We start from the raw sequence: 20046 nt of genomic DNA, 5'->3' as shown, positions 1-20046 counted from the left end.
GGCGCGGCAAGGACTCCTGGCGGCGACTTGGTCGTCGCCAGATAGCTCGGCATTCTGCTCGCCGCTCTCTCGCGGCGTAATTCGCGCTCGACCGGGCGCGCGCGGCGCGTCGGCGAGCGCCCCGCCTAATGCGGCACGTTCGACCAGATCTTGCGTTTGGTGAAATAGAGCAGCCCGACGAAGACGAGCAGGAAGGCCACAACGCCGAGCCCGGTTCGCTTGCGAGACTCAAGATGCGGTTCGGCGACCCACATCATGAAGGCGGCGACGTCCTTGGCGTATTGGTCGATCGTTTGCGGCGCGCCGTCCTCATAGGTCACCACGCCCTCGGAAAGCGGCGGCGGCATGCCGATGCGACGGCCCGGCATATAGGGGTCGTAGAACTGTCCGTCCGGCATTTTCACGTCTGGCGGCGGGTCTTCGTAGCCCTCCATCAGCGAGGTGATGTAGTCGACGCCGTGCTCCTGATAGGAAAAGCCCGGCAAAGCGTCGAACAGGAAAAGCGGAAAGCCGCGCGAATAGCCTCGCGCCTTGGCCAAGACCGACATATCCGGCGGATAATTGCCAGCCAGCGCGGCGCGCGCCGCCTGTTCATTGGCGAAAGGCGGGGGGAAGCGATCGCTCGGGCGACCCGGCCGATCGAAATATTCGCCCGCCTGATTCGGGCCGTCCTTGATCTTGTAGCTCGCGGCCAGCGCTTCGACCTCTTTTTCAGGAAACTCCGGTCCGCCGGGCTGCGAAAGATTGCGGAAGGCGAGCATTTTGATCGAATGGCAGGAGGAGCAGACCTCCTTGTAGACCTTGAAGCCTCTGCGCAACTGCGCCTTGTCATAGCGGCCGAAGGCGCCGGCGAAGCTCCAATCGAAGCGCTTGGGCTTCTGCTCATGGCGCTCGCTCTCGTGCCGCGCTTCCTTCTCCTTGGCCTCAGGCGCCGCGACCTTCTCTGCTTCCTTCGCGGGAGGCGCAGCGGCGTTATCGCCTTCCTTCGCGGGAGGCTCGGCGGCCTTGTCAGCTTCCTTCGCGGGAGGCGCGGCGCCCTGATCGTTTTCCTGAGCGGAAGGCGCGGCGGCCTGATCGGTTGTGGACGGCGGGGCCTCCTCCTGAGCCCAGGCAGGGCCGAGCAGCGCGAGCGTCGCAGCGACCGCGATGGAAATGAGCGCCCGGCGCTTCATCGAAGAGACGAGCCGACGCGATTTTCTGTGCGCCTCAGACATGGGAGGTTTTCCCCCGCATGATCGAAGCGTCGATGGATTCGGGCACTGGCTCCGGCTTCTCGATTCTGCCGATGACCGGCAAAATCACCAAGAAGTGGAGGAAATAATAGGCCGAGAGCACCCGGGCGAACCAAAGATATGCGCCTTCCGCGGGCTGCGCCCCGAGATAGCCGAGCCCGATGCACACCGCGACAAAAATCCAGAACTCCTTGCGAAACAGCGGCCGAAACACGGCCGATTTCACCTTCGACGTGTCGAGCCACGGCAGCGCCGCGGTGATCAAAATCGATGCAAAGAGCGCAATGACGCCGATCAGCTTGTTCGGGATCGCGCGAAGGATCGCATAGAACGGCAGGAAATACCACTCCGGCACGATATGCGGCGGCGTCACCAGCGGATTGGCTTCGATGTAATTGTCTGGATGGCCGAGGTAATTCGGCACGAAAAACGTCAGCCAGGCGTAGACGACGAGAAAAGCCGCGATGCCGACGGCATCCTTCATGGTCGCGTGCGGCGTGAAGGGAACCGTGTCCCTCTTGACGTCCTTCACCTCGACGCCGGCCGGATTGTTCTGGCCCGTCACATGCAGCGCCCATACGTGCAGCGCGACGATGGCGACGATGATGAACGGCAGCAGATAGTGCAAAGCGTAAAAGCGGTTGAGCGTCGCATTGTCGACGGAATAGCCGCCGAGCAGCCAGGTCGTGATTGCGGTTCCAACGACCGGAATGGCGGAGAAAAGATTAGTGATGACGGTCGCCGCCCAGAACGACATCTGCCCCCAGGGCAAGACATAGCCCAGGAATCCCGTGGCCATCATCAGCATGAAGATCACGACGCCGAGAATCCACAGGACCTCGCGGGGGTCCTTGTAGGAGCCGTAATACATGCCGCGGAAGATGTGGAGGTAGACGGCAAGGAAGAACATCGACGCGCCATTGGCGTGCGCGTAGCGCAAAATGGTTCCCCAATTCACGTCGCGCATGATCTTTTCGACGGAATCGAAAGCGAGCGTCGTTTCCGGAGTGTAATGCATCGCAAGGACGACGCCCGTCACGATCTGGGCGACGAGCATGAAACTCAAAATCGCGCCAAACACCCACATGTAGTTCAGGTTTTTTGGCGTCGGATAGGAGACGAAGGAATCATGCATGAAGCTCAAAATCGGCAGACGGCGCTCCAACCAGCGAGCGAAGCCGCTCTTGGGCGTGTATTGGGAATGACCTTCCATGGGCTTGGTGCTCTCGGAATCTCGCGCGGGAAATTGAAGGCGCTTGGCCTTGGCTAGCCGATCTTAATTTTGTTTTCGGCGATGAAGGCGTAAGGCGGCACCTCCAGATTCGTCGGCGCCGGGCCGCTGCGAATCCTCCCCGAGAGGTCGTAGACCGAGCCGTGGCACGGACAGAACCAGCCGTCGAATTCGCCTTCCTTGCCGGTCGGAATGCAGCCGAGATGCGTGCAGACTCCGATGACGACGAGCCACTCAGGTTTTTGAACGCGTTTGGAATCGGGCTCCGGGTCGGGCAGCGCCGACAAGGCCACGTCCTCCGCCGCCTTGATTTCGGCCGGCGTCCGATGGCGCACGAAAACCGGCTTGCCGCGCCATTTCACGGTAACAATCTGGCCTTCTGGAACCGAAGAAAGATCGACTTCCGTCGAGGCCAGGGCGAGGGTTGACGCGTCCGGGTTCATCTGGGCGATCAGCGGCCAGATCACGGCGGCCGCGGCGCCTGCTGCGGCGGCGCCCGTCGCGATGTAGAGAATGTCCCGCCGGCTTGGCTCCGCCGGTTTTACGGCGGTGTCTTTGCTTGTCACGCTCGAACCTCTCCCAACGCTCTCAAGTCTTCGCGGCCGAGGCTGCGGCTGCGCCCAAGGCGATCGTTCCACGTTTTGCCGTTTCCGGCCAATCGCTGCGGTACGCCGCACCAAGGCAATGCCAAGGCTGCGGCGGGGCGGAGGTGATATGTGACGCGAATCCCCGCCGCTGTCCACAAGCCGACACAGGGAAATTTGGCTATTCACCCTGCCGCACAAGACCGTTGCCGATATTCGCGGCGATATGCCGCAAATTCGCCATCTCATGCCACTCGAACGGACCATGACTTCTCTTACGCTAGCCTTGTACCAGCCGGACATCCCTCAGAACGCCGGCGCCATGCTGCGCACATGCGCGTGCCTCGGCGTCTCCGCCGCGATCATCGGACCAGCCGGATTTCCCACAAGCGATCGCGACTTTCGCCGCGCCGGCATGGACTATCTCGATCACGTGACGATTGACCGACATGGATCCTTCACGGCCTTTCAAGCGTGGCGGGCCGCGTCCGCCCAGGCGGGCGAGAGCCGTCGGCTGTTGCTGCTGTCGACGCGGGCGGCGGCGTCCTATCTCGACTGCGACTACCGCGCGGGGGACATTCTGCTCGTCGGCCGGGAATCCGCAGGCGCGCCGGACGAGGTCCACGCCGCCGCCGATCTGGCGCTCCGCATCCCCATGCGGCCGCGCATGCGCTCCCTCAACGTCGCCGTCGCCGCGGCGATGGTCATGGGCGAGGCGCTCCGGCAGTTGCGCGCGCTTTAGACAGGTGCGCCGCCGCACTGCGCAATGGCGAAACGACCTTTTAGTCTGCGATCGTCGCAGCATATTAAGGCGATATTCATTGAATTCGGGAGGGCGCTATGACCCACCAGACTATTCGCATCTCGCTGATGCTTTGGGAGCGGCTGTTGAAATCTCTCAATGCGGCTCTGCTGACCGGGCTTCTCTGCGTCGCCCTTTATGCGCTTGTGACCAATATCTCAGAGGCGCGCGGCGCTGTCGGCAAGCTGTTTGTAAAGTTCACGCAGATTGAGAGCATCGAAGGGTTCAATGTGAAGGCGGCGTTCCGGGTGGATCAAATCGCGCAGGCGACGCCGATCTATCAGGATCTGCCGGCGGACATGAAGGACATGCTGCCCGTCGACATTCGATCGCTTCGCGCCAGCTGGGTGGAGCGACTCCTTTATGTGGGCGACCAGGGCAAGCTGTGCGAGTTCGAATCGCCGAATAAGAAAATGGTCGAAGACCATAATGCGGACCGGCATCTGTCAGCTGACGGACTCATTACGATGAAGGACTCGCGCGAGGTCAAGGCGCAGGTGCTTGAAGACATGCGCCAGGCGAAAGCGCGGAACCGTGGGTGGCCGAACGGCGAGCCCCGCTCCTGCTATGTCACCGAGCTCACCGAGCGCGGCAGAAACGTCAAGACGGCGCTCGCGCAGTTTCTGCGCGCCGGCTTCGCGGCGGCGACAGGAACGCCAGCCGCGCGGCGTGGTCCCACGATGAAAGTCGCGGAGATGGCGCAATAGTCCTGCCGAATTGACAAGGCGCGGCGCGGGCGGGATGAAGCGGCGACAAGAGGAGACGTCGATGAACGCCGCGCCCGATCAGCTCGAAGCCCGCAAAGACGCCGCGCGCGCATGGTTCGAGTCGCTCCAGTTGCGCATCGTCGCCGCCTTCGAAGCGCTGGAGGACGAAGCGACGGGTCCGTTCGCCCCCGATGCCGAGGCGCCAGGGCGCTTCGCTCTCACGCCCTGGAGCCGAACGGATCACAGCGGCGCGACTTTAGGAAGCGCCGCTCCAAACATCGGCGACGCGCCGGGAGGCGGCGGCCGCATGGGGATGATCAGGGGCCGCGTGTTCGAAAAGGCCGGCGTGCATTGCTCAACGGTCTTTGGAACCTTCGCGCCTGAATTCGCCAAGCAGATCCCCGGGGCGGCGGAAGACCCCCGCTTTTTTGCGACCGGCATCTCGCTGATCGCGCACCCCTGGAATCCGAACGTTCCCGCCGTGCATATGAACACGCGCTTCGTCGTTACGACGAAAGCCTGGTTTGGCGGCGGCGCCGACCTCACGCCGGTGCTCGACGCCCGCCGCACGCAGGACGATCCCGACACGATCGCCTTTCACGCCGCGATGCGCAACGCCTGCGAACGCCATCCCGTCGCCGACTATGCGCGCTTCAAGCAATGGTGCGACGAATATTTCTTTCTCGCCCATCGCAAGGAGCCGCGCGGAATCGGCGGCATTTTCTACGACTATTTCAACAGCGCGGGAGACGCGCAGAATTCCGCCTGGGATCAGGATTTCGCCTTCACCCGCGACGTCGGCGAAAGCTTTGTCGATATTTATCCCGAACTCGTGCGGCGCAATTTCGCCAAGCCATGGAGCGAGGCGCAGCGCGACGAGCAGCTCGTGCGGCGCGGCCGCTATGTCGAATATAATCTGCTGTATGACCGCGGCACGATCTTCGGATTGAAGACCGGCGGCAATGTCGACTCGATCCTCTCCTCGATGCCGCCGCTGGTGAAGTGGCCGTAATTTTTTCGTGCATCATTGGCCACAGCAGCGTCATGCCCGCGCTTGTCGCGGGCATCCACGCGGCGCCGCTGCGGCCTCCTTGCAGCATTCATGGCATGTCACAACGTGGATGGCCGGGACAAGCCCGGCCATGACCGCCAGACAGCGCTTCACCCAAATGTCCATCGCCGGTTCAGCGCGAAGGTGACGAACATCGCCAGCACGGTTGTGACCATCTGCGCCGGCAGATATGGCGCGGCCCAGCGATCGACGAAGAGGCTCATCAACGCATAGGTGACGCAAAAGCCGACGAAGGCGACCAGCGCAAAGCGCCACGTCGCCTCGGCATGCGGCCGGTCGCTTGCAAAGGTGTGGCGCCGGTTCAGGAGATAGGCCACAACGCCGCCGACCACATAGCCGCACAGCGTCGCCGGCACCGCGCGCCAGCCCGCGCCTTCGACCAAGGCGATGAGAATGGCGTAATGCGCGAGCGTCGCGCCGACGCCGACCGACGCGTAAGTCGCAAGCTGGCGCGCCGTCGACATGCTCAGCGCGGCATCGCGGCGTAATGGCGCGCGATGTCCCGCATCTCGGCTTCAGACATTTGGCGGCTCATGTAGCGCATCTCCTTATGCGCCCGTCTGCCGGTTTTGAACGCCTTGATCTGGTTGAGGAGATAGAGTTCGTGCTGGCCGGCAAGATGCGGAACGTCGGCGCTTTTGGCGATCCCGTCCGCGCCATGACACGCCGCGCATTGCGCCAAAACGTCGGAGAGGTCGCCGGCCTGGGCGCGCCCCGCGCCGGCGATGAAAAGCAACATCGGGAAAAGCAGACAGGTCGTAATCCGCATGGGCGCCATTTCGAAGCGACGAGGAACGGGGATGATAGCGCAATTCGCCAGCCTGCGGCGCGATCCCGCCGATCCGAGGCTCCTATCCCGCCACCGCCGCCCCTTCACATAACCGTCAATCTCGTCTAGATAGTCGGCGACTTTCGAGCCGGGCGCGCCCCGCTCGCCGCCCGCATCGCCGGTTCGCCGACAGAATGACGGGCAAGTTCGGGACGCGTTCCGGTCCAGGGGCCGGAAACGCGGCCCTTTTTTATGCGCGCTCGCCTCCCGCGCGGCGTGCGCCGGGCAAAAGACGAAAGGTTTCCTCATCCTGAGGAGGCGGCGCAGCCGCCGTCTCGAAGGACGAGGAAACCGCTGGACAAATCTCGCCCTCCTGCTTCGAGACGCGCCTTACGGCGCTTCTCAGCATGAGGGCGGAAGAGCGCTGACGAGCGGATGACAACTGAGGCGGCATGCCGAAAAGAACCGACATTTCCACGATCATGATCATCGGCGCCGGCCCCATCGTCATCGGCCAGGCGTGCGAATTCGACTATTCAGGCACCCAGGCCTGCAAGGCGCTCAAGGCGGAAGGCTATCGGATCGTTCTCGTCAATTCCAATCCGGCGACGATCATGACCGACCCGGACATGGCGGACCGCACCTATATCGAGCCGATAACGCCCGAAATCGTCGCCAAGATCATCGAGAAGGAGCGCTACGCGGCGCCCGGCGGCTTCGCGCTGCTGCCGACGATGGGTGGACAGACGGCGCTCAATTGCGCGCTCAGCCTCGAAAAAATGGGCGTGCTGAAAAAATTCGACGTCGAGATGATCGGCGCGACCGCCCATGCGATCGACAAGGCCGAGGATCGCGAACTGTTTCGCGAGGCAATGACGAAAATCGGCCTCGACACGCCGCGCTCGCATCACGTCAAGACATTGGCGGCCGCGCTCGAGGCGCTCGACGATATCGGCCTGCCGGCGATCATCCGTCCGTCCTTTACGCTCGGCGGCACCGGCGGCGGCATCGCCTACAACAAGGTGGAGTTCATCGAGATCGTCGAGCGCGGCATCGACGCCTCGCCGACCAATGAAGTGCTGGTCGAAGAAAGCGTTCTCGGCTGGAAGGAATATGAGATGGAGGTCGTCCGCGACAAAGCGGACAATTGCATCATCATCTGCTCCATCGAGAACATCGATCCGATGGGCGTGCACACGGGCGACAGCATCACCGTCGCGCCGGCGTTGACGCTGACCGACAAAGAATACCAGATCATGCGGGACGCCTCGATCGCGGTGTTGCGCGAGATCGGCGTCGAAACCGGCGGCTCGAACGTGCAATTCGCGGTCGATCCCTCAAACGGCCGCATGATCGTCATCGAGATGAACCCGCGCGTGTCGCGTTCGTCGGCGCTGGCGTCGAAAGCCACCGGCTTTCCGATCGCCAAGGTCGCGGCGCGCTTGGCGGTCGGCTACACGCTCGACGAGATCGCCAACGACATCACCGGCGGGGCGACGCCTGCCTCCTTCGAGCCGACGATCGACTACATCGTCACCAAAATTCCGCGCTTCGCCTTCGAAAAATTTCCGGGCTCCGAACCGATATTGACCACGGCCATGAAGTCGGTGGGCGAAGTGATGGCGATTGGACGCAATTTCGCCGAGTCGCTGCAAAAGGCGTTGCGCTCGCTGGAGACCGGCCTTTGCGGCCTCGATGACATCGAGATCGAAGGCTTCGGAAAAGGCGACGACATGAATGTGCTGCGCGGCGCGCTCGGCACGCCGACGCCGGACCGGCTGCTCGTCGTCGGCCAGGCGCTGCGGCTCGGCATGACCGCTGAAGCCATTCACGAGGCGAGCAAGATCGACATCTGGTTCATCGAGCGCATCGCGGAAATCGTCGCGCTCGAAAACAAGGTCAAGACATACGGCCTGCCAGAGGACGCCGAGAATCTTCGCAAGCTCAAATTCGCGGGTTTCTCCGATTCGCGCCTCGCGACGCTTACGGGCCTGGAAGAAGAAGACGTGCGCGACATGCGCCACCGTCTCGACGTGCGACCCGTCTACAAGCGCATCGATACATGCGCGGCCGAATTCGCCTCGCCCACGGCCTATATGTATTCAACCTATGAGACGCCGTTCATAGGGAGTCCCGCGAATGAGGCGCATCCCTCGGCAAAGAACAAGATCGTCATTCTGGGCGGCGGCCCGAACCGTATCGGGCAAGGCATCGAATTCGACTATTGCTGCTGTCACGCCTGCTTCGCGCTCGCCGACGCCGGTTTCGAGACGATCATGATCAATTGCAATCCGGAGACGGTTTCGACGGATTACGACACTTCCGACCGGCTGTATTTCGAACCGCTGACGAATGAAGACGTCGCCGAAATTCTCGATGTCGAGAAGTCCAACGGCGTGCTTGTGGGCGTCATCGTGCAATATGGCGGGCAAACGCCGCTGAAGCTTGCGCACGGCCTCGAGCAGGCGGGCGCGCCTATTCTGGGCACGCCGGTCGATTCGATCGACCTCGCCGAGGACCGCGATCGCTTCAAGCGGCTCCTCGACAAGCTGGGGCTGAAACAACCCAAAAACGGCATCGCCTATTCCGTGGAGCAGTCGCGCATCGTCGTGCAGGAGCTTGGACTGCCGCTCGTCGTGCGCCCAAGCTATGTGCTGGGCGGCCGCGCCATGGCGATCATCCGCGATCAAAGCGATCTCGACGATTATCTTCTCGGCACGTTGCCGAGCCTCGTGCCGTCCGAGATCAAGGCGCGCTACCCGAATGACAAGACCGGGCAGATCAACACGGTGCTCGGCAAGAATCCGCTGCTCTTCGATCGCTATCTGACCGACGCCATCGAAATCGACGTGGATTGTCTCGCCGACGGCGACGAGGCCGTTATCGCCGGCGTGATGGAACATATCGAGGAGGCGGGCATTCATTCAGGCGATTCGGCCTGCTCGCTGCCGCCGCGCTCGCTCGCGCCCGAGACGATCGCCGCGCTCGAGGCGCAGACCGAAAGCCTCGCCATGGCGCTTGGAGTCATCGGCTTGATGAATGTGCAATTCGCACTCAAGGACGGCGAGATCTACGTGCTCGAGGTGAACCCGCGCGCCTCGCGCACCGTGCCGTTTGTCGCCAAGGTGATCGGCAGCCCCATCGCCAAGATCGCGGCTCGGGTGATGGCCGGCGCGAAGCTCGTCGACTTCGAACCGCTCAACACGAAGCCGGCGCATGTCGGCGTGAAGGAGGCCGTCTTCCCCTTCGCGCGGTTTCCAGGCGTTGACACCGTCCTTGGCCCCGAAATGCGCTCAACGGGCGAAGTCATGGGTCTCGACACCTCGTTTGACGCCGCCTTCGTCAAGAGCCAGCTCGGCGGCGGCACCAAGGCTCCGCGCGAGGGCGTCGTTTTCGTCTCGGTCAGGGATGCGGACAAAGGCCGAATCATTCCGGCGGTTCGCCTGTTGAAGGAGGTCGGCTTCTCCATCGTCGCCACGGGCGGCACGGCGCGCTACCTCGTCGAGCGGGGAATTCCCGCCCAGAAATTGAACAAGGTGTCGGAGGGACGGCCGCATATCGTCGACGCGATCAAGAACGGCTCGATCGCGCTCGTCTTCAACACGACCGAAGGGGCGCAGGCGCTTGCGGATTCGCGCTCCTTGCGCCGCGCGGCGCTTCTGCATAAGGTTCCCTATTATACGACCCTGGCGGGGGCGGTCGCGGCGGCCCAGGGAATACGCGCCTACGTGTCCGGAGACCTACGGGTCCGGGCGCTGCAGGACTATTTTCCGCCGAACGCGACCAAGTGACATTTGGGAGTTCTGCGACGCAAGCGGCGGTGCGGCAACAATGACCGCCACTCGGTGGCCTAAGCTTTTGGCGCATGGCCACGGATCGGCGGGCGCAGCCGCCGCCGATGCGCCGCATGATTGGCGAAACTCAAAAAAGGCCGGAAAGCGAGAGCAATGGAGAAGGTGCCCATGACAGCCGGCGGCTACGCCGCGCTCACCGAAGAATTGCGTCGCAGACAGCAGGAGAACCGTCCGCGAATCATTCAGCAGATCGCTGAAGCGCGCGCGCACGGCGATCTGTCGGAAAACGCCGAATATCACGCGGCGAAAGAGGCGCAGTCGCTGAATGAAGGCCGCATCGCCGAACTCGAGGACAAGCTGTCGCGCGCCGAGGTCATCGACGTGTCGAAGCTTAACGGCTCGACGATCAAATTCGGCGCGACGGTCACGATCGTCGACGAGGACACCGAAGAGGAGAAGGCCTATCAGATCGTCGGCGAGACCGAGGCCGATGTGAAGAGCGGCCGGGTCTCGATCACGAGCCCCATCGCTCGCGCCCTGATCGGGAAAACCGTCGGCGACACCGTCGAAGTGACGACGCCGGGCGGCGGCAAGAGCTACGAGATCCTCAAGGTCGCGTTTGGGTGAGGCGCGGGGCGGCGCCCTGTCCCTGTCCTAACCACGAAGGTTACGCGGTTTGTCGCACCGGCCCGGATCGAACCCCCTCTCCCGCGAAGCGGGGGAGAGTTGGGGTGGGGACGCATCCGCTCGCCCGGCGCTGCCACCGCGCACGACGCTTCGCATTCTCTCCGACGGAAGCGCCGGGCATGAGGCGCAGACGCTCGGCGTCGCCGAAGCGCTGGGCGCGGCGCCCGACATTCGCTGCGTCGCGCCGCGCGCGATTTACGCAGCGCTCGCGCCGTTTGCGCCAGCCGACCCGCGGGACTGCTTCACACACGCCGCGCCCTACCCCGATATCGCAATCGCCGCGGGACGGCGAACGATCCCGGCGCTCAAGCGGCTGAAGCGCGACTCCGGCGGGCGGACATTCACGGTCTATCTGAACAAGCCCGCGAACGGGCCCGGCGCCGCCGATCTCATCGTCGCGCCGCGCCACGATTGCCTCCGCGCCGCCAATGTCTTCTCGCCGCTCACGCCGGCGAACCGGATCTCGCCGGAGCGGCTCGCCGCCGCGTGCGCCGCGCCAGATCCCCGCATCGCCGTCCTGCGCCGCCCACGCATCGCGCTCATTGTCGGCGGCGACAGCCGGCACGGCGCCTATGGCGCGGCGCACATCGCCAAACTGGCGCACATCGCCGCTTCGCTGCTCGCGAGCGGGCGCGGCGTGATGGCCACAGCGTCGCGACGCACGCCCACAGCCCTGCGCGAGAGGCTTCGGCGCGTTCTCGTCGCCCCAAGCGGCTTCTTCTGGGATGGAGAGGGAGAGAACCCCTATCTCTCGATGCTGGCGAACGCCGACGCGATCATCGTCACCGGCGACAGCGTCAATATGGTGGGAGAGGCGATCGCGACCGCCGCGCCGGTCTATGTCATCCCGCCGCCCGGCCGCCGAGGCAAGATCGACGCCTATCTCACGGCGCTCGCCGAGGCCGGCGCGATCCGCATCTGGAGCGGCGCGCTCGACGACTGGCGCCGCGCGCCGGTCAATGCGACGCCCGACATCGCCCGCGCCGTCGCGCAGGCCTATTCGGCTTTTTCCGCGCCGCGTCCTTAATTCTGAGCGCCCTCCCCTTTTCTGAGCGGCTCTGCGCTGGCAAGGCGCGAGGCTGCTTGAAAAACCCGCCGCGCGCCGATAAGAGTGACCCGCCGCGCGCCTTTGGGCGTCCGCCAATCGCCGCTTTAGCTCAGCTGGTAGAGCACCTCATTCGTAATGAGGGGGTCGGGGGTTCGAATCCCTCAAGCGGCACCAACAAAAACAACGAGTTATCGTCTTTTGTCGGCTTCCTGATCGCAACCATAGGGCGGATATAAGCGCTCTATAAGCATTTGGAGAGCCAAGTCATGACTACCCAAACCACCCGCCGCGCCGTCATGGCCGGCCTCGCCGCTGCGCCCGTCGCCGGGCTTCCCGCCATTGCCGGCGGCGCCACGGAAGCTGATCCGATCTTTGCGGCTATTGAGAAATACCAACGCGCCTATGCCGCTTTCAATCAATCGGAGGAAGGGCCCGACCAAGACGCCGCCTGTAGCGTCTACTTCGATGCAGAAATCGACTTGCACTCAACTAAGCCGACGACGCCTGCAGGCGCGGCCAAATTCCTTCGGTTCATCGCCAACTTTCTGGACGAAGACGACGTCGTCAATGACAATTGGGTCGGCGACATGATTGGCGACTCGATCCGCACCGCCGTCGCGGTGATGGAGCAGGAGGCGCGGTCATGAGCAACATTACCAAGCTTGCGGACGTGCGCGACCGTCAGCGCGGCGAGGTCCCCCACCATGCTGAGGCGCTGTCTTTTATGAAGCGGCGAAAACCAAAGGGGACGGGCATAAACTATTGGACCGTGAAGCCATCGGGAAGCTACTCCCGTGACTACGAAACCGGGCGCGCGCTTGGGCGCGAATATCTGGCATTCATCGGACGATATCCCACGAACGGCAACGCCACTCTCCTAAATAGCATCGTGCGCGAGATGGCGGAGCGTGGCCGAGTCGGTGGGTTAGAATTCGGTTTCCTCAACTGCGTTAATGAATATGCCATGTTCGCCGCGTCGACTGTGGCCAGTGTGGAGGCGCGCCGATGACTGACCTGAGCAACGTCAAGGCGCGGCTTCACCGTCTGCCGCTTCGCACCATCATTGCGCTGACATGGCGGCTCAAGCTCGCGCGGTTCTTTCTTTGGCTCGCGCGCGTGACGGACACTTACGACGGCGTGGCGATGCGAGCGTCTCGGCGCATCGTCGAGAGCGCCGAGCGCTGCGCCGTCAGTTCGGACGAGTTGCGGAGAAGGCTGAAGCCGTGACCTTTGACCTCGCCGCGATCATGAGGGACGCTCACAAGCGATTCCCAGATGTCAAGCGCCTCGGGCTCGGCTGGACGTTTGGGCAATGCCTCGACGGCCTGGACGGCGGCGAAGGACCTTGGCCGCGTTTGCCGAGGCGCAAACGACCCATGGGGCGCGTTTTCGGGATTCGAAACGCGCCTAGCGGGCTTCTCTGCCTCGGCAAGTACCAAGCGTGATCTGAGCCTGTAGAAATAACGAAGCGTATCCCTACGTGAGCGCCCCCGAGCCGGGATGTACGGCCGGGGCGTTTTTTGCGTTTGTGTTCACGGGTTGGGGTGCGGGTTGACGATTGGAGCTACGTAAGTGCTATCGTTTGGCCATGGGCAGCCGGAGGCTTGGTCGTGGGCTATTCCAGTCGCCCGAGTGGAGATATGCGCATGACACGGAAATGGATCACTATTCCTGCGTTAGCCGCTGCGATCTTATTTGTGGGGGCTACGACGTCAGCCTACGCACACGTTTGTCCCTGCTGGCATTGGGCTCATGGCAAAAAGACTTGCCATCCCTGCGGAAAACTCCCAAGCCGGCATATCCGATAACGACGGACCCTTTCACCGCAGCGGTTTCGCCGGGACCGTGATGGTCCCCGGGTTTAGCGCCTAAAATTTGTATGGAGTGACGGCCCCGCCCGCCGCAACAGAACGCCCCGACCGTGGATGTAACGGCGGGGCGTTTTCTATTGCGGCGACTCCATCGCCTTTCGACGAAGAAATGCTGCGGCGTGCTTGACCGGAGCAAGCAGGTCCTTTCCGCGGCCAAAAGCGGTAGCGACGCCGCCGGTTGCATCGCCAAGGCGAGACAGGCCCAATTTCATCTGGCCCAATCTCGCCGGCGGCCGACTCCCGATTTCCGAAACGAGAAGAGGCAGCTTGGGGGAACCGGATTTGTTCGATCCGGTTTCAACATGCTTAAAGGCGTGAGCAACGCGGTCGATTAAAAGAAAATCCTCATACTCCCGGCAGAACTGCTGTCTCAGTCCCGTGCTCCCCATTGATGCTTCGAGGTAGTCAACGGTGTGGAAGGTCACGACACAGGCCAGGAAAGCGCGCCTGCGACAGGTCGGCTCCCTCTCGAACTCAGCGATCGTTGGATCGACGATCATGTCCAAATATTCGAGCGCGTCCATGGCACCTAAGTAGCGGATTCCGTAGGCAATATTGACGCGATATAGAGATGGCGTGTGAAGCGGCCGCACGTGGTGGCAGCATAGCAAACCCGCCGCCTATGCGCGGGGCGTTCTCGTTTTTTGCCAGACGCGATGTCTTGCCTTGTTGCAATCGTTTCTGCTTATCGGGCATGTTTTGAGCGAACGAAAGTTAGAGGAGGCTGCGGTGGCCGACAAGCTGGACACTGAATCGGCGAGCGACCCTAGACAAGGACGTCCACCGGAGGAATTTCCTTCCTCGACATTTCCTGCTGTATTCGTGGATCTAATATGGAGCGCCACGCATTCGGCCGAGGTCGTGAAACTCTATCTGGGGCGGGTTGATCCGAACATTTATGGACGTGGCGGAGCAGTCCCGACTCCTATTCTTCAGATAGTAATGCCGATCACTGGGTTCGTGGCGTCGGCGGCATTTTTGCAACAGAAGCTTCAAGTCATGATTGAACAAGGAGTTATTACACAGCAGCAGGTTGATGATGCCAACAAAGTGGCAACTACCGCCGCTTCGCTCTCCCCATCAACAACCGATACGCCAGAGGCGGATGATAATGCCCGCTAGCGGCCTTGCTCATTCGTCTGGAGTGGACGCTGAGCAGACTCAGAATCAGGTATTCGAGTTTGAGGCCTATAGAACCAAACAGAGCGCGAACGCCGCATCGGTAGCTTACCTCCTAAAGGCGCAGCCGACCGTCACGGGCAATGTCACAATGACGGGTCCGACACTAAGTGAGATCCCGCTGCCAACTAGACACAAGGTCAGCATGAGCGACCCGACCAGAGATGAAATCAGCGCTATGATTGCAGCATCTGAGGCTCGGAACGAGACGAAGCTCGCGCGCCTGGAGGGCAAGATCGATACCCTTACGGCCACGATAACGGCGGCGATCAACGCTAACGCTGCGGCGAATACTGCTCAGAATGAAGCAATCAAGGAAAAGATCTCATCCGGCGAGCAATATAACCATGATAGCCGATGGATCTTAATCGGAACTGTCTTAACTAGTGCTTTCGCATTGGGTGCCTTAGCAGTGGCGCTCGCCACTTACGGTGACGCCTTATTCGGTCGCGGCATGAACGTTCGCGATGTTGTGCAAGCTGTGGTGAAAGAGCAACAGGAACAAAGGAAAAGCGCACCTATGACGCAAGAGCAACTGCCACCACCTGTAATGCAAAAGCCCACCAAAAAAGATTGATCGTCGGCGACGAGCCGACGCCCTCACATGCGCATTTCATCGCACCGATCCGCCCACCACGCATCATCCGCCGTCCCCATCCGCTCGAGCCGTCAGCGCCCTGGCGATCGTCTGCGCAACGGCTTTGGCGTCGGTGCCCGATAGCCGATTCACGAGTCCTCGCCGGCTCGGATCTTCCTCGAAATAGACGTAGGCCAGGGCGACGCCGTTCGCGTCCTCGACGACGAAAGACTCCGCGGCATGTCGGATGCGCAGCGGCAAGGTGTAAGGAGGGGGATTCATCTCTTCCAGCGCTCCAGGAACTCCTTTAGCCTGCGCTCATGGGCTGGCGCGGGCAAGACAACCGGGACCGTGCTGCGGAACGTGAGTGGCGCAAGCTGCCGCTCCGCGAGCGCTATGACTGGCCGAGCCTCGCGCTCTTCGTGATCTTTCTGGTCGCATTCACTTACGCGCTTTGGCGGGGCGGGTAGATGCGCGTGGCGCTTTTCATCGCTTCCGTTCTCTTATCCTTCGTTGGCGCGATCCCGCAGACGGAGGCCTGCAGCGGCTGCGGGTGCCGCGGGGGACCCGGCTACCGCGCGCCGGACGGCCGCTGCGTCGGCTGGGCTGATGTCGGGCGCAAGTGCGGGAGCCCGCCGGAGACACGCTGCACGCCCGAGGGTCCGAATGCTGGCGCCGCAGAGGCGGCCAAGTTCGGAGTGAAGGTGATCGAATCCAAGCAGCCAAAGGAGGTCGCGCCAAAGTGATTGCCTCGATGAAGCGGATCATCATCACCATCGTAGCGGCGACCCTTTCAAGCGCCGCGCTCGCCGACGTCGTTGGCCGCGCCTCGGTCATCGACGGCGACACGATCGAAATTCATGGACAGCGTATCAGGCTTCACGGCATCGACGCACCCGAGAAAGGACAGCCCTGTTTTGACGCCTCTGGCAAGTCCTATCGCTGCGGCCAGATTGCCGCGATGGCTCTCGATGAATTCATCGGCGCGTCGCCTGTCGCCTGCCTAGAGCGAGACACAGATCGCTACGGCCGCACTGTCGCCACGTGCGCCGTGCGCGGCGTCGATATAGAGGCTTGGCTTGTTCGAAACGGGCATGCGTTCGCGTATCGTCGCTATTCGAGCGACCACATCGGCGCCGAACAGGAAGCGAAGAACGCAAAAAGAGGGCTATGGGCCGGCTCGGCTCAACCGCCTTGGGAATGGCGAAAAGATCGTCGGGGAGGCTTGTAGCTCCCATCGCAGCCCGGCCAGCGACGATCGGGCTTTTTCATGCGGGAGGAACTGCGACTTCGACGAGCTTGGCGTGAAACAGCGCCAGCGCGTCGCCCAATGCCGCACTGCCTTACATCTCACTTCCACAGCGCCAGGCGTCCAAGCCTCGTCCCGTCGATAAGGATTGCTCGCGCGCGGTGCGCGCATGCGAAACTTTGACAGGTTCAACAATGCGCGTCGCGCGCGCGTTGTTGACCCAAGTGCGAACGCTCTCGCGTGACACGCCGAGCTCTTTCGCGGCCGATCGCAGCGACGCCCCACCGTCCACCGTGGCTACAGCTCGCGCTCGCCCTTCCGATGATGTTCCCCTTTGTCTGGTCAATTCTTGGCTCCCCATAAAGCGGTTTTGGCATGGCGGCTCCGATCTCGCTTTGCACGCATAGCGGCGAGTGAGTAGGCAAAGATCAGGAAGGCCCGCAACCCTGGTCCGAACCGCGGGCAAGTGCTTTAGTGTCGATTGTCGCTCGATTGCATACCCCGAGCGACAGTGCTCAGTTAGCGGCGAAGCATCCGCTGGCAAGTGTGTGCTGGCGCGCGCCATCACCAAGCGCCGCAAGGACGCCTATGAGGCGCTGTACCCGGAGACGAAGCATGTTCGGCCATCGCCTGTCCCCTCCCATTGGTGGAATTCGCACCAATGGCCCAAGGCATGGTGGTGGCCTTAAGGTTCGCGCGCGCCGAACTGACCGAACGAATTGACGCATGGGCGGCTCGCCAAAAAGACGCGCCGTCGCGATCGGAGGCCCTTCGGCGGCTGATTGAGAAGGCGCTCGGAAGGAAGTGAATCGGCGAGCTTGTGTGCGGCTGAGAAAGAGCAAAGGCGCAAATGACTATCGATCCGGAGTGGCGGGATTTTGCAGCTATCTGGGGCGCCGTTCTCAGCTCACTACTCGCCCTAGCGCGGTTCCTTCCAGATCGTCCTCAATTTGAAATCGAGCCGGGCAAGTCCGTCCCCTGCGATCTCATATTGAGGATCATCAATCCGGCGAAGAGCATGCGTTTAGTTCGCGATCTCTGCCGAATTAAGATCGGTCGCGGAGGCGCAAATGTAATTGGCCTTTATATAGAGAAGACGCGACTGATCGACACAGGTATCCCTGGGACCTTGCTGCTGGCGATAAAAGCAGAAAGCGAAAGAGAGGTCATGATCAATTGCCTTAGCGAAAAAGACAAACCGAGTAGGTGGCTAATATTATTTCTGTGGCGAGGCAGCTGGTTTTTGCCGATCTATTTTCCAGCATTTGTTTACGTATCGACAAAAAGGGCGACGAAACTTAATGCTGCTCTGTAGCGCGTCCGCGTGGCGGATTGCGCGCCAGTTGCGTCACCATCGCATTGGAGACAGCTATGTCCGAATTCGAGATCTTGAACTCTCTTAGGGAAAAGCTGGTGTCGGAGCGGCGCCGACTTGCACGATTGGGGATCGAGCCGCAAACCGAGCGTCCGGAAAGTTGGGCGGCGAGCCTTCAAGTCATTCAAGAATTAATCGAGGCTGTCGACAGAGCCGCAGCTGACGAGAAATCCTTGGAGGCGTCGTCGCCAACGCCCTCGATCCGCAGTTTCTAAATGTTTGCGGTCGCGTGCCGAGTGGCTACGGCTAGCGGAGATGGTTTCGCGTCAACTTGACGCAAAACCACAAGGTGGCCGTCCCGAGGCCGGAGTCCGTTAAGCCGCGCGAGACCTTGGTCTATCAGAACCGGACGCGCGCCGCGCGACGAAAGTTGCTGCGCCAGACGAGACGAAGCAGGCGCGGCCTTGCGGCGCTCACGCATCCGGTTTCGCGCCAGTGGAAGGGGTATTGGCAGCGCTAAGGCTTGCCGAGAAGTCCCGGCAACTGAGGGATGAGTGGCGCTGGGGTTGTTTTTGTTGGGTCTAGTTTTTCGGTTGCTGATGCTGCTTTTGGCGGCTGACCATACTTTTGATAAACATCAACGGATGTTGTAACTATTCCATATGAAGATGTAACGAGAAAGACCAGCACACCAGCAACGGCCGCAATCTTTTGGAAAGGGCTTTTCTCACTAAACTCGCGTCTAAGTGCATTGATAAAGCCGCGCTTGGGTTTGTTAAGAGGATCAAGTATGTAAAAAATACGGAATGAAATCTCTTTTAAAATATCAACTTGTTCTTTGGTGAAAGCGCGCCTGCCTTCATCCGAAGGTTTGCACACAAGTTCAATCGCCGACATAAGCCTGTCATGCGCGAAGATCTGACGTTGACTCTGGTCAACATTGCAGAGGGATTCTAGCGCCTTGTGGAGGTCAGAAGCTTCACTAAAGCGACGGTCTTGCTCCGAATCAGTCATACGCCATTGCCCAAATAATAGCTCCCGCATAGCGCATGGCGTAGCGACTATCAATTAACTCAAAATTAACTACTTGAAGATCGCCGCAGATAGGTCTTCCGCTTTGTGACGCGTGCGACCGCGCTTCATCATAAGCTCGACAATGCGGTCCTTCGTAACTTCTGACGAAAGATTTAGAGCTTCTTTTAGAACGGATGCAAGGAAGATCGCATCATCGTCGCTGAGCGCCTTTTTGGCGATGCGCTTGACGATAAAAACCAAATCTCCGAGATGCGCGGACTCAATCCGCTCGCGCGCCTTTTTGTTAACCGAGTCTTCGGCAAGATCGTAATTCATCACCTGTGCAAGACCCATTGTAGGCTCCCAGATTTTGCACCGGCCGAAATGAACGTAAGGTAAACGCCACATACTGTAGGAACGCTTCAGATTGGCCGACGTTCCAAATCAGCATGCTTAAGCTAATAATTTACGAGGCACGAATCAACGTCTTTATTTATCAACGTTTTGCGCCATGCAAGGTTCCAGTTGCGGACCATTCGAGCGCGCCGCTCATTTCTGCCCTTCCTGCCGCCAGACCTTACTCTTTAAAAATGCGCAGCGCCTTGCTCACCCGCCGCGTATGCTCTGTAAGCAGCCGCCTATCGCGCGGGTCTTGCTCGTTCACGGCCAAAATGGCCCGCGCGATCTCCCGCGTCGCCATTGGCTCCGTAGCGTCCCTGAGCACGTCTAGGATGGCCCTCGTCAGCTCCCCCGGCCCAAAGAGCACTTGACGCTTCTGGCGCGGCTGCGGCCTTGCGGAATTGAGCCCTCTATGACCGATCGCCACGCTCGGCCATCACGTAGGCGACGAAGTCGGCCTCGGATAAAAACTCGCGCTGAAGGTCTGCGCGCCGCTGAAACTCGGCGGCGAGTTGC

25 protein-coding genes and 1 tRNA gene are annotated in these 20046 nt (G+C 61.4%); 16 read left to right on the top strand and 10 right to left on the bottom strand.

What is annotated here, in order from left to right:
• Window positions 1–125: 125 nt before the first annotated feature.
• The 3 genes from HUN39_RS15715 to petA are packed head-to-tail and all read right to left on the bottom strand — an operon-like array spanning window position 126 to window position 3029.
• Window positions 126–1214, bottom strand: coding sequence for a cytochrome c1 (locus HUN39_RS15715; protein ID WP_232366148.1), 1089 nt, complete (start codon window positions 1212–1214; stop codon window positions 126–128).
• Entirely contained in the window at window positions 1207–2445 is a 1239-nt protein-coding gene (locus HUN39_RS15710) for a cytochrome b (RefSeq protein ID WP_175095426.1), read from the bottom strand. Before HUN39_RS15710 ends, HUN39_RS15715 begins: the two co-directional genes overlap by 8 nt.
• Window positions 2446–2498: 53 nt before the next feature.
• On the bottom strand, window positions 2499–3029 hold the full coding sequence (gene petA, locus HUN39_RS15705) for a ubiquinol-cytochrome c reductase iron-sulfur subunit (RefSeq protein ID WP_175095425.1): 531 nt from the start codon (window positions 3027–3029) through the stop codon (window positions 2499–2501).
• Window positions 3030–3312: 283 nt separating this feature from the next.
• On the opposite strand from petA, the gene HUN39_RS15700 reads away from it, so the two are divergent.
• The 3 genes from HUN39_RS15700 (at window position 3313) to hemF (ending at window position 5568) form a co-directional block, all read left to right on the top strand.
• Complete coding sequence (locus HUN39_RS15700; protein ID WP_175095424.1) at window positions 3313–3789, top strand: tRNA (cytidine(34)-2'-O)-methyltransferase; 477 nt, start codon at window positions 3313–3315, stop codon at window positions 3787–3789.
• A 98-nt stretch (window positions 3790–3887) separates the two neighbouring features.
• Complete coding sequence (locus HUN39_RS15695; protein ID WP_175095423.1) at window positions 3888–4556, top strand: rRNA methylase; 669 nt, start codon at window positions 3888–3890, stop codon at window positions 4554–4556.
• 61 nt (window positions 4557–4617) lie between these two features.
• Entirely contained in the window at window positions 4618–5568 is a 951-nt protein-coding gene (gene hemF, locus HUN39_RS15690; RefSeq protein WP_232366147.1) for an oxygen-dependent coproporphyrinogen oxidase, read from the top strand.
• Window positions 5569–5717: 149 nt separating this feature from the next.
• Here hemF and HUN39_RS15685 read toward each other — a convergent pair whose 3' ends face one another.
• Both HUN39_RS15685 and HUN39_RS15680 read right to left on the bottom strand, forming a co-directional pair.
• Entirely contained in the window at window positions 5718–6092 is a 375-nt protein-coding gene (locus tag HUN39_RS15685; protein WP_175095421.1) for a GtrA family protein, read from the bottom strand.
• A 2-nt stretch (window positions 6093–6094) separates the two neighbouring features.
• The gene (locus HUN39_RS15680; RefSeq protein ID WP_232366146.1) at window positions 6095–6397 is read right to left on the bottom strand and encodes a c-type cytochrome; all 303 of its coding nucleotides are present in this window, start codon (window positions 6395–6397) and stop codon (window positions 6095–6097) included.
• A gap of 452 nt (window positions 6398–6849) precedes the next feature.
• Between HUN39_RS15680 and carB the strand changes: the two genes are divergently transcribed.
• The 7 genes from carB (at window position 6850) to HUN39_RS15645 (ending at window position 13153) form a co-directional block, all read left to right on the top strand.
• The gene (gene carB, locus HUN39_RS15675; RefSeq protein WP_175095419.1) at window positions 6850–10188 is read left to right on the top strand and encodes a carbamoyl-phosphate synthase large subunit; all 3339 of its coding nucleotides are present in this window, start codon (window positions 6850–6852) and stop codon (window positions 10186–10188) included.
• Between the two features lie 156 nt (window positions 10189–10344).
• Window positions 10345–10818 carry a transcription elongation factor GreA gene (gene greA, locus HUN39_RS15670; protein ID WP_175095418.1) on the top strand — a complete coding sequence of 158 codons (474 nt, stop codon included), beginning with the start codon at window positions 10345–10347 and terminating at the stop codon, window positions 10816–10818.
• Between the two features lie 49 nt (window positions 10819–10867).
• Complete coding sequence (locus HUN39_RS15665) at window positions 10868–11905, top strand: mitochondrial fission ELM1 family protein (protein ID WP_175095417.1); 1038 nt, start codon at window positions 10868–10870, stop codon at window positions 11903–11905.
• Window positions 11906–12024: 119 nt separating this feature from the next.
• A tRNA-Thr gene (locus tag HUN39_RS15660) sits at window positions 12025–12100 on the top strand.
• Window positions 12101–12192: 92 nt separating this feature from the next.
• Window positions 12193–12573 carry a hypothetical protein gene (locus HUN39_RS15655; RefSeq protein WP_175095416.1) on the top strand — a complete coding sequence of 127 codons (381 nt, stop codon included), beginning with the start codon at window positions 12193–12195 and terminating at the stop codon, window positions 12571–12573.
• The gene (locus tag HUN39_RS15650) at window positions 12570–12935 is read left to right on the top strand and encodes a hypothetical protein (protein ID WP_175095415.1); all 366 of its coding nucleotides are present in this window, start codon (window positions 12570–12572) and stop codon (window positions 12933–12935) included. The genes HUN39_RS15655 and HUN39_RS15650 overlap by 4 nt, the downstream gene beginning before the upstream one ends.
• Window positions 12932–13153 (top strand): hypothetical protein, encoded by a 222-nt coding sequence (locus HUN39_RS15645; protein ID WP_175095414.1) that lies wholly within the window; start codon window positions 12932–12934, stop codon window positions 13151–13153. The genes HUN39_RS15650 and HUN39_RS15645 overlap by 4 nt, the downstream gene beginning before the upstream one ends.
• A gap of 718 nt (window positions 13154–13871) precedes the next feature.
• Here the strand turns inward: HUN39_RS15645 and HUN39_RS15640 are convergent.
• Complete coding sequence (locus HUN39_RS15640) at window positions 13872–14321, bottom strand: hypothetical protein (protein ID WP_175095413.1); 450 nt, start codon at window positions 14319–14321, stop codon at window positions 13872–13874.
• Between the two features lie 205 nt (window positions 14322–14526).
• Here HUN39_RS15640 and HUN39_RS15635 point away from each other — a divergent pair, with 205 nt between their 5' ends.
• Together HUN39_RS15635 and HUN39_RS15630 are read left to right on the top strand one after the other, a co-directional pair.
• Window positions 14527–14919, top strand: a complete 393-nt coding sequence (locus tag HUN39_RS15635; protein WP_175095412.1) for a hypothetical protein — start codon at window positions 14527–14529, stop codon at window positions 14917–14919.
• Between the two features lie 202 nt (window positions 14920–15121).
• A complete protein-coding gene (locus HUN39_RS15630) occupies window positions 15122–15553 on the top strand; it encodes a hypothetical protein (protein ID WP_175095411.1) in 432 nt (143 codons plus the stop codon).
• A gap of 63 nt (window positions 15554–15616) precedes the next feature.
• On the opposite strand, the gene HUN39_RS15625 is transcribed toward HUN39_RS15630, so the two are convergent.
• Window positions 15617–15835, bottom strand: coding sequence for a hypothetical protein (locus tag HUN39_RS15625; protein ID WP_175095410.1), 219 nt, complete (start codon window positions 15833–15835; stop codon window positions 15617–15619).
• 188 nt (window positions 15836–16023) lie between these two features.
• On the opposite strand from HUN39_RS15625, the gene HUN39_RS15620 reads away from it, so the two are divergent.
• Together HUN39_RS15620 and HUN39_RS15615 are read left to right on the top strand one after the other, a co-directional pair.
• Window positions 16024–16299, top strand: coding sequence for a hypothetical protein (locus HUN39_RS15620; RefSeq protein ID WP_175095409.1), 276 nt, complete (start codon window positions 16024–16026; stop codon window positions 16297–16299).
• A gap of 8 nt (window positions 16300–16307) precedes the next feature.
• Window positions 16308–16784, top strand: coding sequence for a thermonuclease family protein (locus tag HUN39_RS15615; RefSeq protein WP_175095408.1), 477 nt, complete (start codon window positions 16308–16310; stop codon window positions 16782–16784).
• Window positions 16785–16896: 112 nt separating this feature from the next.
• Here HUN39_RS15615 and HUN39_RS19705 read toward each other — a convergent pair whose 3' ends face one another.
• Window positions 16897–17163, bottom strand: coding sequence for a transposase (locus HUN39_RS19705; protein ID WP_408631418.1), 267 nt, complete (start codon window positions 17161–17163; stop codon window positions 16897–16899).
• Window positions 17164–17652: 489 nt separating this feature from the next.
• Between HUN39_RS19705 and HUN39_RS15605 the strand changes: the two genes are divergently transcribed.
• Entirely contained in the window at window positions 17653–18117 is a 465-nt protein-coding gene (locus HUN39_RS15605) for a hypothetical protein (RefSeq protein WP_175095406.1), read from the top strand.
• Window positions 18118–18173: 56 nt separating this feature from the next.
• Entirely contained in the window at window positions 18174–18392 is a 219-nt protein-coding gene (locus HUN39_RS15600) for a hypothetical protein (protein WP_175095405.1), read from the top strand.
• A gap of 241 nt (window positions 18393–18633) precedes the next feature.
• Here HUN39_RS15600 and HUN39_RS15595 read toward each other — a convergent pair whose 3' ends face one another.
• Together HUN39_RS15595 and HUN39_RS15590 are read right to left on the bottom strand one after the other, a co-directional pair.
• Window positions 18634–19131: a hypothetical protein gene (locus HUN39_RS15595; protein WP_175095404.1), complete on the bottom strand. Its 498-nt coding sequence runs from the start codon at window positions 19129–19131 to the stop codon at window positions 18634–18636.
• A gap of 69 nt (window positions 19132–19200) precedes the next feature.
• Window positions 19201–19485, bottom strand: coding sequence for a hypothetical protein (locus HUN39_RS15590; RefSeq protein ID WP_210267010.1), 285 nt, complete (start codon window positions 19483–19485; stop codon window positions 19201–19203).
• Between the last annotated feature and the right edge of the window lie 561 nt (window positions 19486–20046).

The sequence above is a fragment of the Methylocystis silviterrae genome, assembly GCF_013350005.1.
Classification (GTDB): Bacteria; Pseudomonadota; Alphaproteobacteria; order Rhizobiales; family Beijerinckiaceae; genus Methylocystis; species Methylocystis silviterrae.
The sequence above is the reverse complement of the archived record's forward strand: the minus strand, read 5'-3'. Positions and strand labels throughout refer to the sequence as shown.

Excerpts from the sequence above, each read along its gene's own strand:
- hemF (WP_232366147.1), top strand. The coding sequence starts at position 4,618 with ATGAACGCCGCGCCCGATCAGCTCGAAGCCCGCAAAGACGCCGCGCGC.
- HUN39_RS15710 (WP_175095426.1), bottom strand. The coding sequence starts at position 2,445 with ATGGAAGGTCATTCCCAATACACGCCCAAGAGCGGCTTCGCTCGCTGG.
- greA (WP_175095418.1), top strand. The coding sequence starts at position 10,345 with ATGGAGAAGGTGCCCATGACAGCCGGCGGCTACGCCGCGCTCACCGAA.
- HUN39_RS15630 (WP_175095411.1), top strand. The coding sequence starts at position 15,122 with ATGAGCGACCCGACCAGAGATGAAATCAGCGCTATGATTGCAGCATCT.
- HUN39_RS15695 (WP_175095423.1), top strand. The coding sequence starts at position 3,888 with ATGACCCACCAGACTATTCGCATCTCGCTGATGCTTTGGGAGCGGCTG.
- HUN39_RS15600 (WP_175095405.1), top strand. The coding sequence starts at position 18,174 with ATGTCCGAATTCGAGATCTTGAACTCTCTTAGGGAAAAGCTGGTGTCG.
- HUN39_RS15715 (WP_232366148.1), bottom strand. The coding sequence starts at position 1,214 with ATGTCTGAGGCGCACAGAAAATCGCGTCGGCTCGTCTCTTCGATGAAG.
- HUN39_RS15590 (WP_210267010.1), bottom strand. The coding sequence starts at position 19,485 with ATGGGTCTTGCACAGGTGATGAATTACGATCTTGCCGAAGACTCGGTT.
- HUN39_RS15615 (WP_175095408.1), top strand. The coding sequence starts at position 16,308 with ATGAAGCGGATCATCATCACCATCGTAGCGGCGACCCTTTCAAGCGCC.
- HUN39_RS15685 (WP_175095421.1), bottom strand. The coding sequence starts at position 6,092 with ATGTCGACGGCGCGCCAGCTTGCGACTTACGCGTCGGTCGGCGTCGGC.
- HUN39_RS15605 (WP_175095406.1), top strand. The coding sequence starts at position 17,653 with ATGACTATCGATCCGGAGTGGCGGGATTTTGCAGCTATCTGGGGCGCC.
- HUN39_RS15650 (WP_175095415.1), top strand. The coding sequence starts at position 12,570 with ATGAGCAACATTACCAAGCTTGCGGACGTGCGCGACCGTCAGCGCGGC.
- HUN39_RS15640 (WP_175095413.1), bottom strand. The coding sequence starts at position 14,321 with ATGGACGCGCTCGAATATTTGGACATGATCGTCGATCCAACGATCGCT.
- carB (WP_175095419.1), top strand. The coding sequence starts at position 6,850 with ATGCCGAAAAGAACCGACATTTCCACGATCATGATCATCGGCGCCGGC.
- HUN39_RS15595 (WP_175095404.1), bottom strand. The coding sequence starts at position 19,131 with ATGACTGATTCGGAGCAAGACCGTCGCTTTAGTGAAGCTTCTGACCTC.
- HUN39_RS15680 (WP_232366146.1), bottom strand. The coding sequence starts at position 6,397 with ATGCGGATTACGACCTGTCTGCTTTTCCCGATGTTGCTTTTCATCGCC.
- HUN39_RS19705 (WP_408631418.1), bottom strand. The coding sequence starts at position 17,163 with ATGGGGAGCCAAGAATTGACCAGACAAAGGGGAACATCATCGGAAGGG.
- HUN39_RS15625 (WP_175095410.1), bottom strand. The coding sequence starts at position 15,835 with ATGAATCCCCCTCCTTACACCTTGCCGCTGCGCATCCGACATGCCGCG.
- HUN39_RS15645 (WP_175095414.1), top strand. The coding sequence starts at position 12,932 with ATGACTGACCTGAGCAACGTCAAGGCGCGGCTTCACCGTCTGCCGCTT.
- HUN39_RS15655 (WP_175095416.1), top strand. The coding sequence starts at position 12,193 with ATGACTACCCAAACCACCCGCCGCGCCGTCATGGCCGGCCTCGCCGCT.
- HUN39_RS15700 (WP_175095424.1), top strand. The coding sequence starts at position 3,313 with ATGACTTCTCTTACGCTAGCCTTGTACCAGCCGGACATCCCTCAGAAC.
- HUN39_RS15620 (WP_175095409.1), top strand. The coding sequence starts at position 16,024 with ATGCGCGTGGCGCTTTTCATCGCTTCCGTTCTCTTATCCTTCGTTGGC.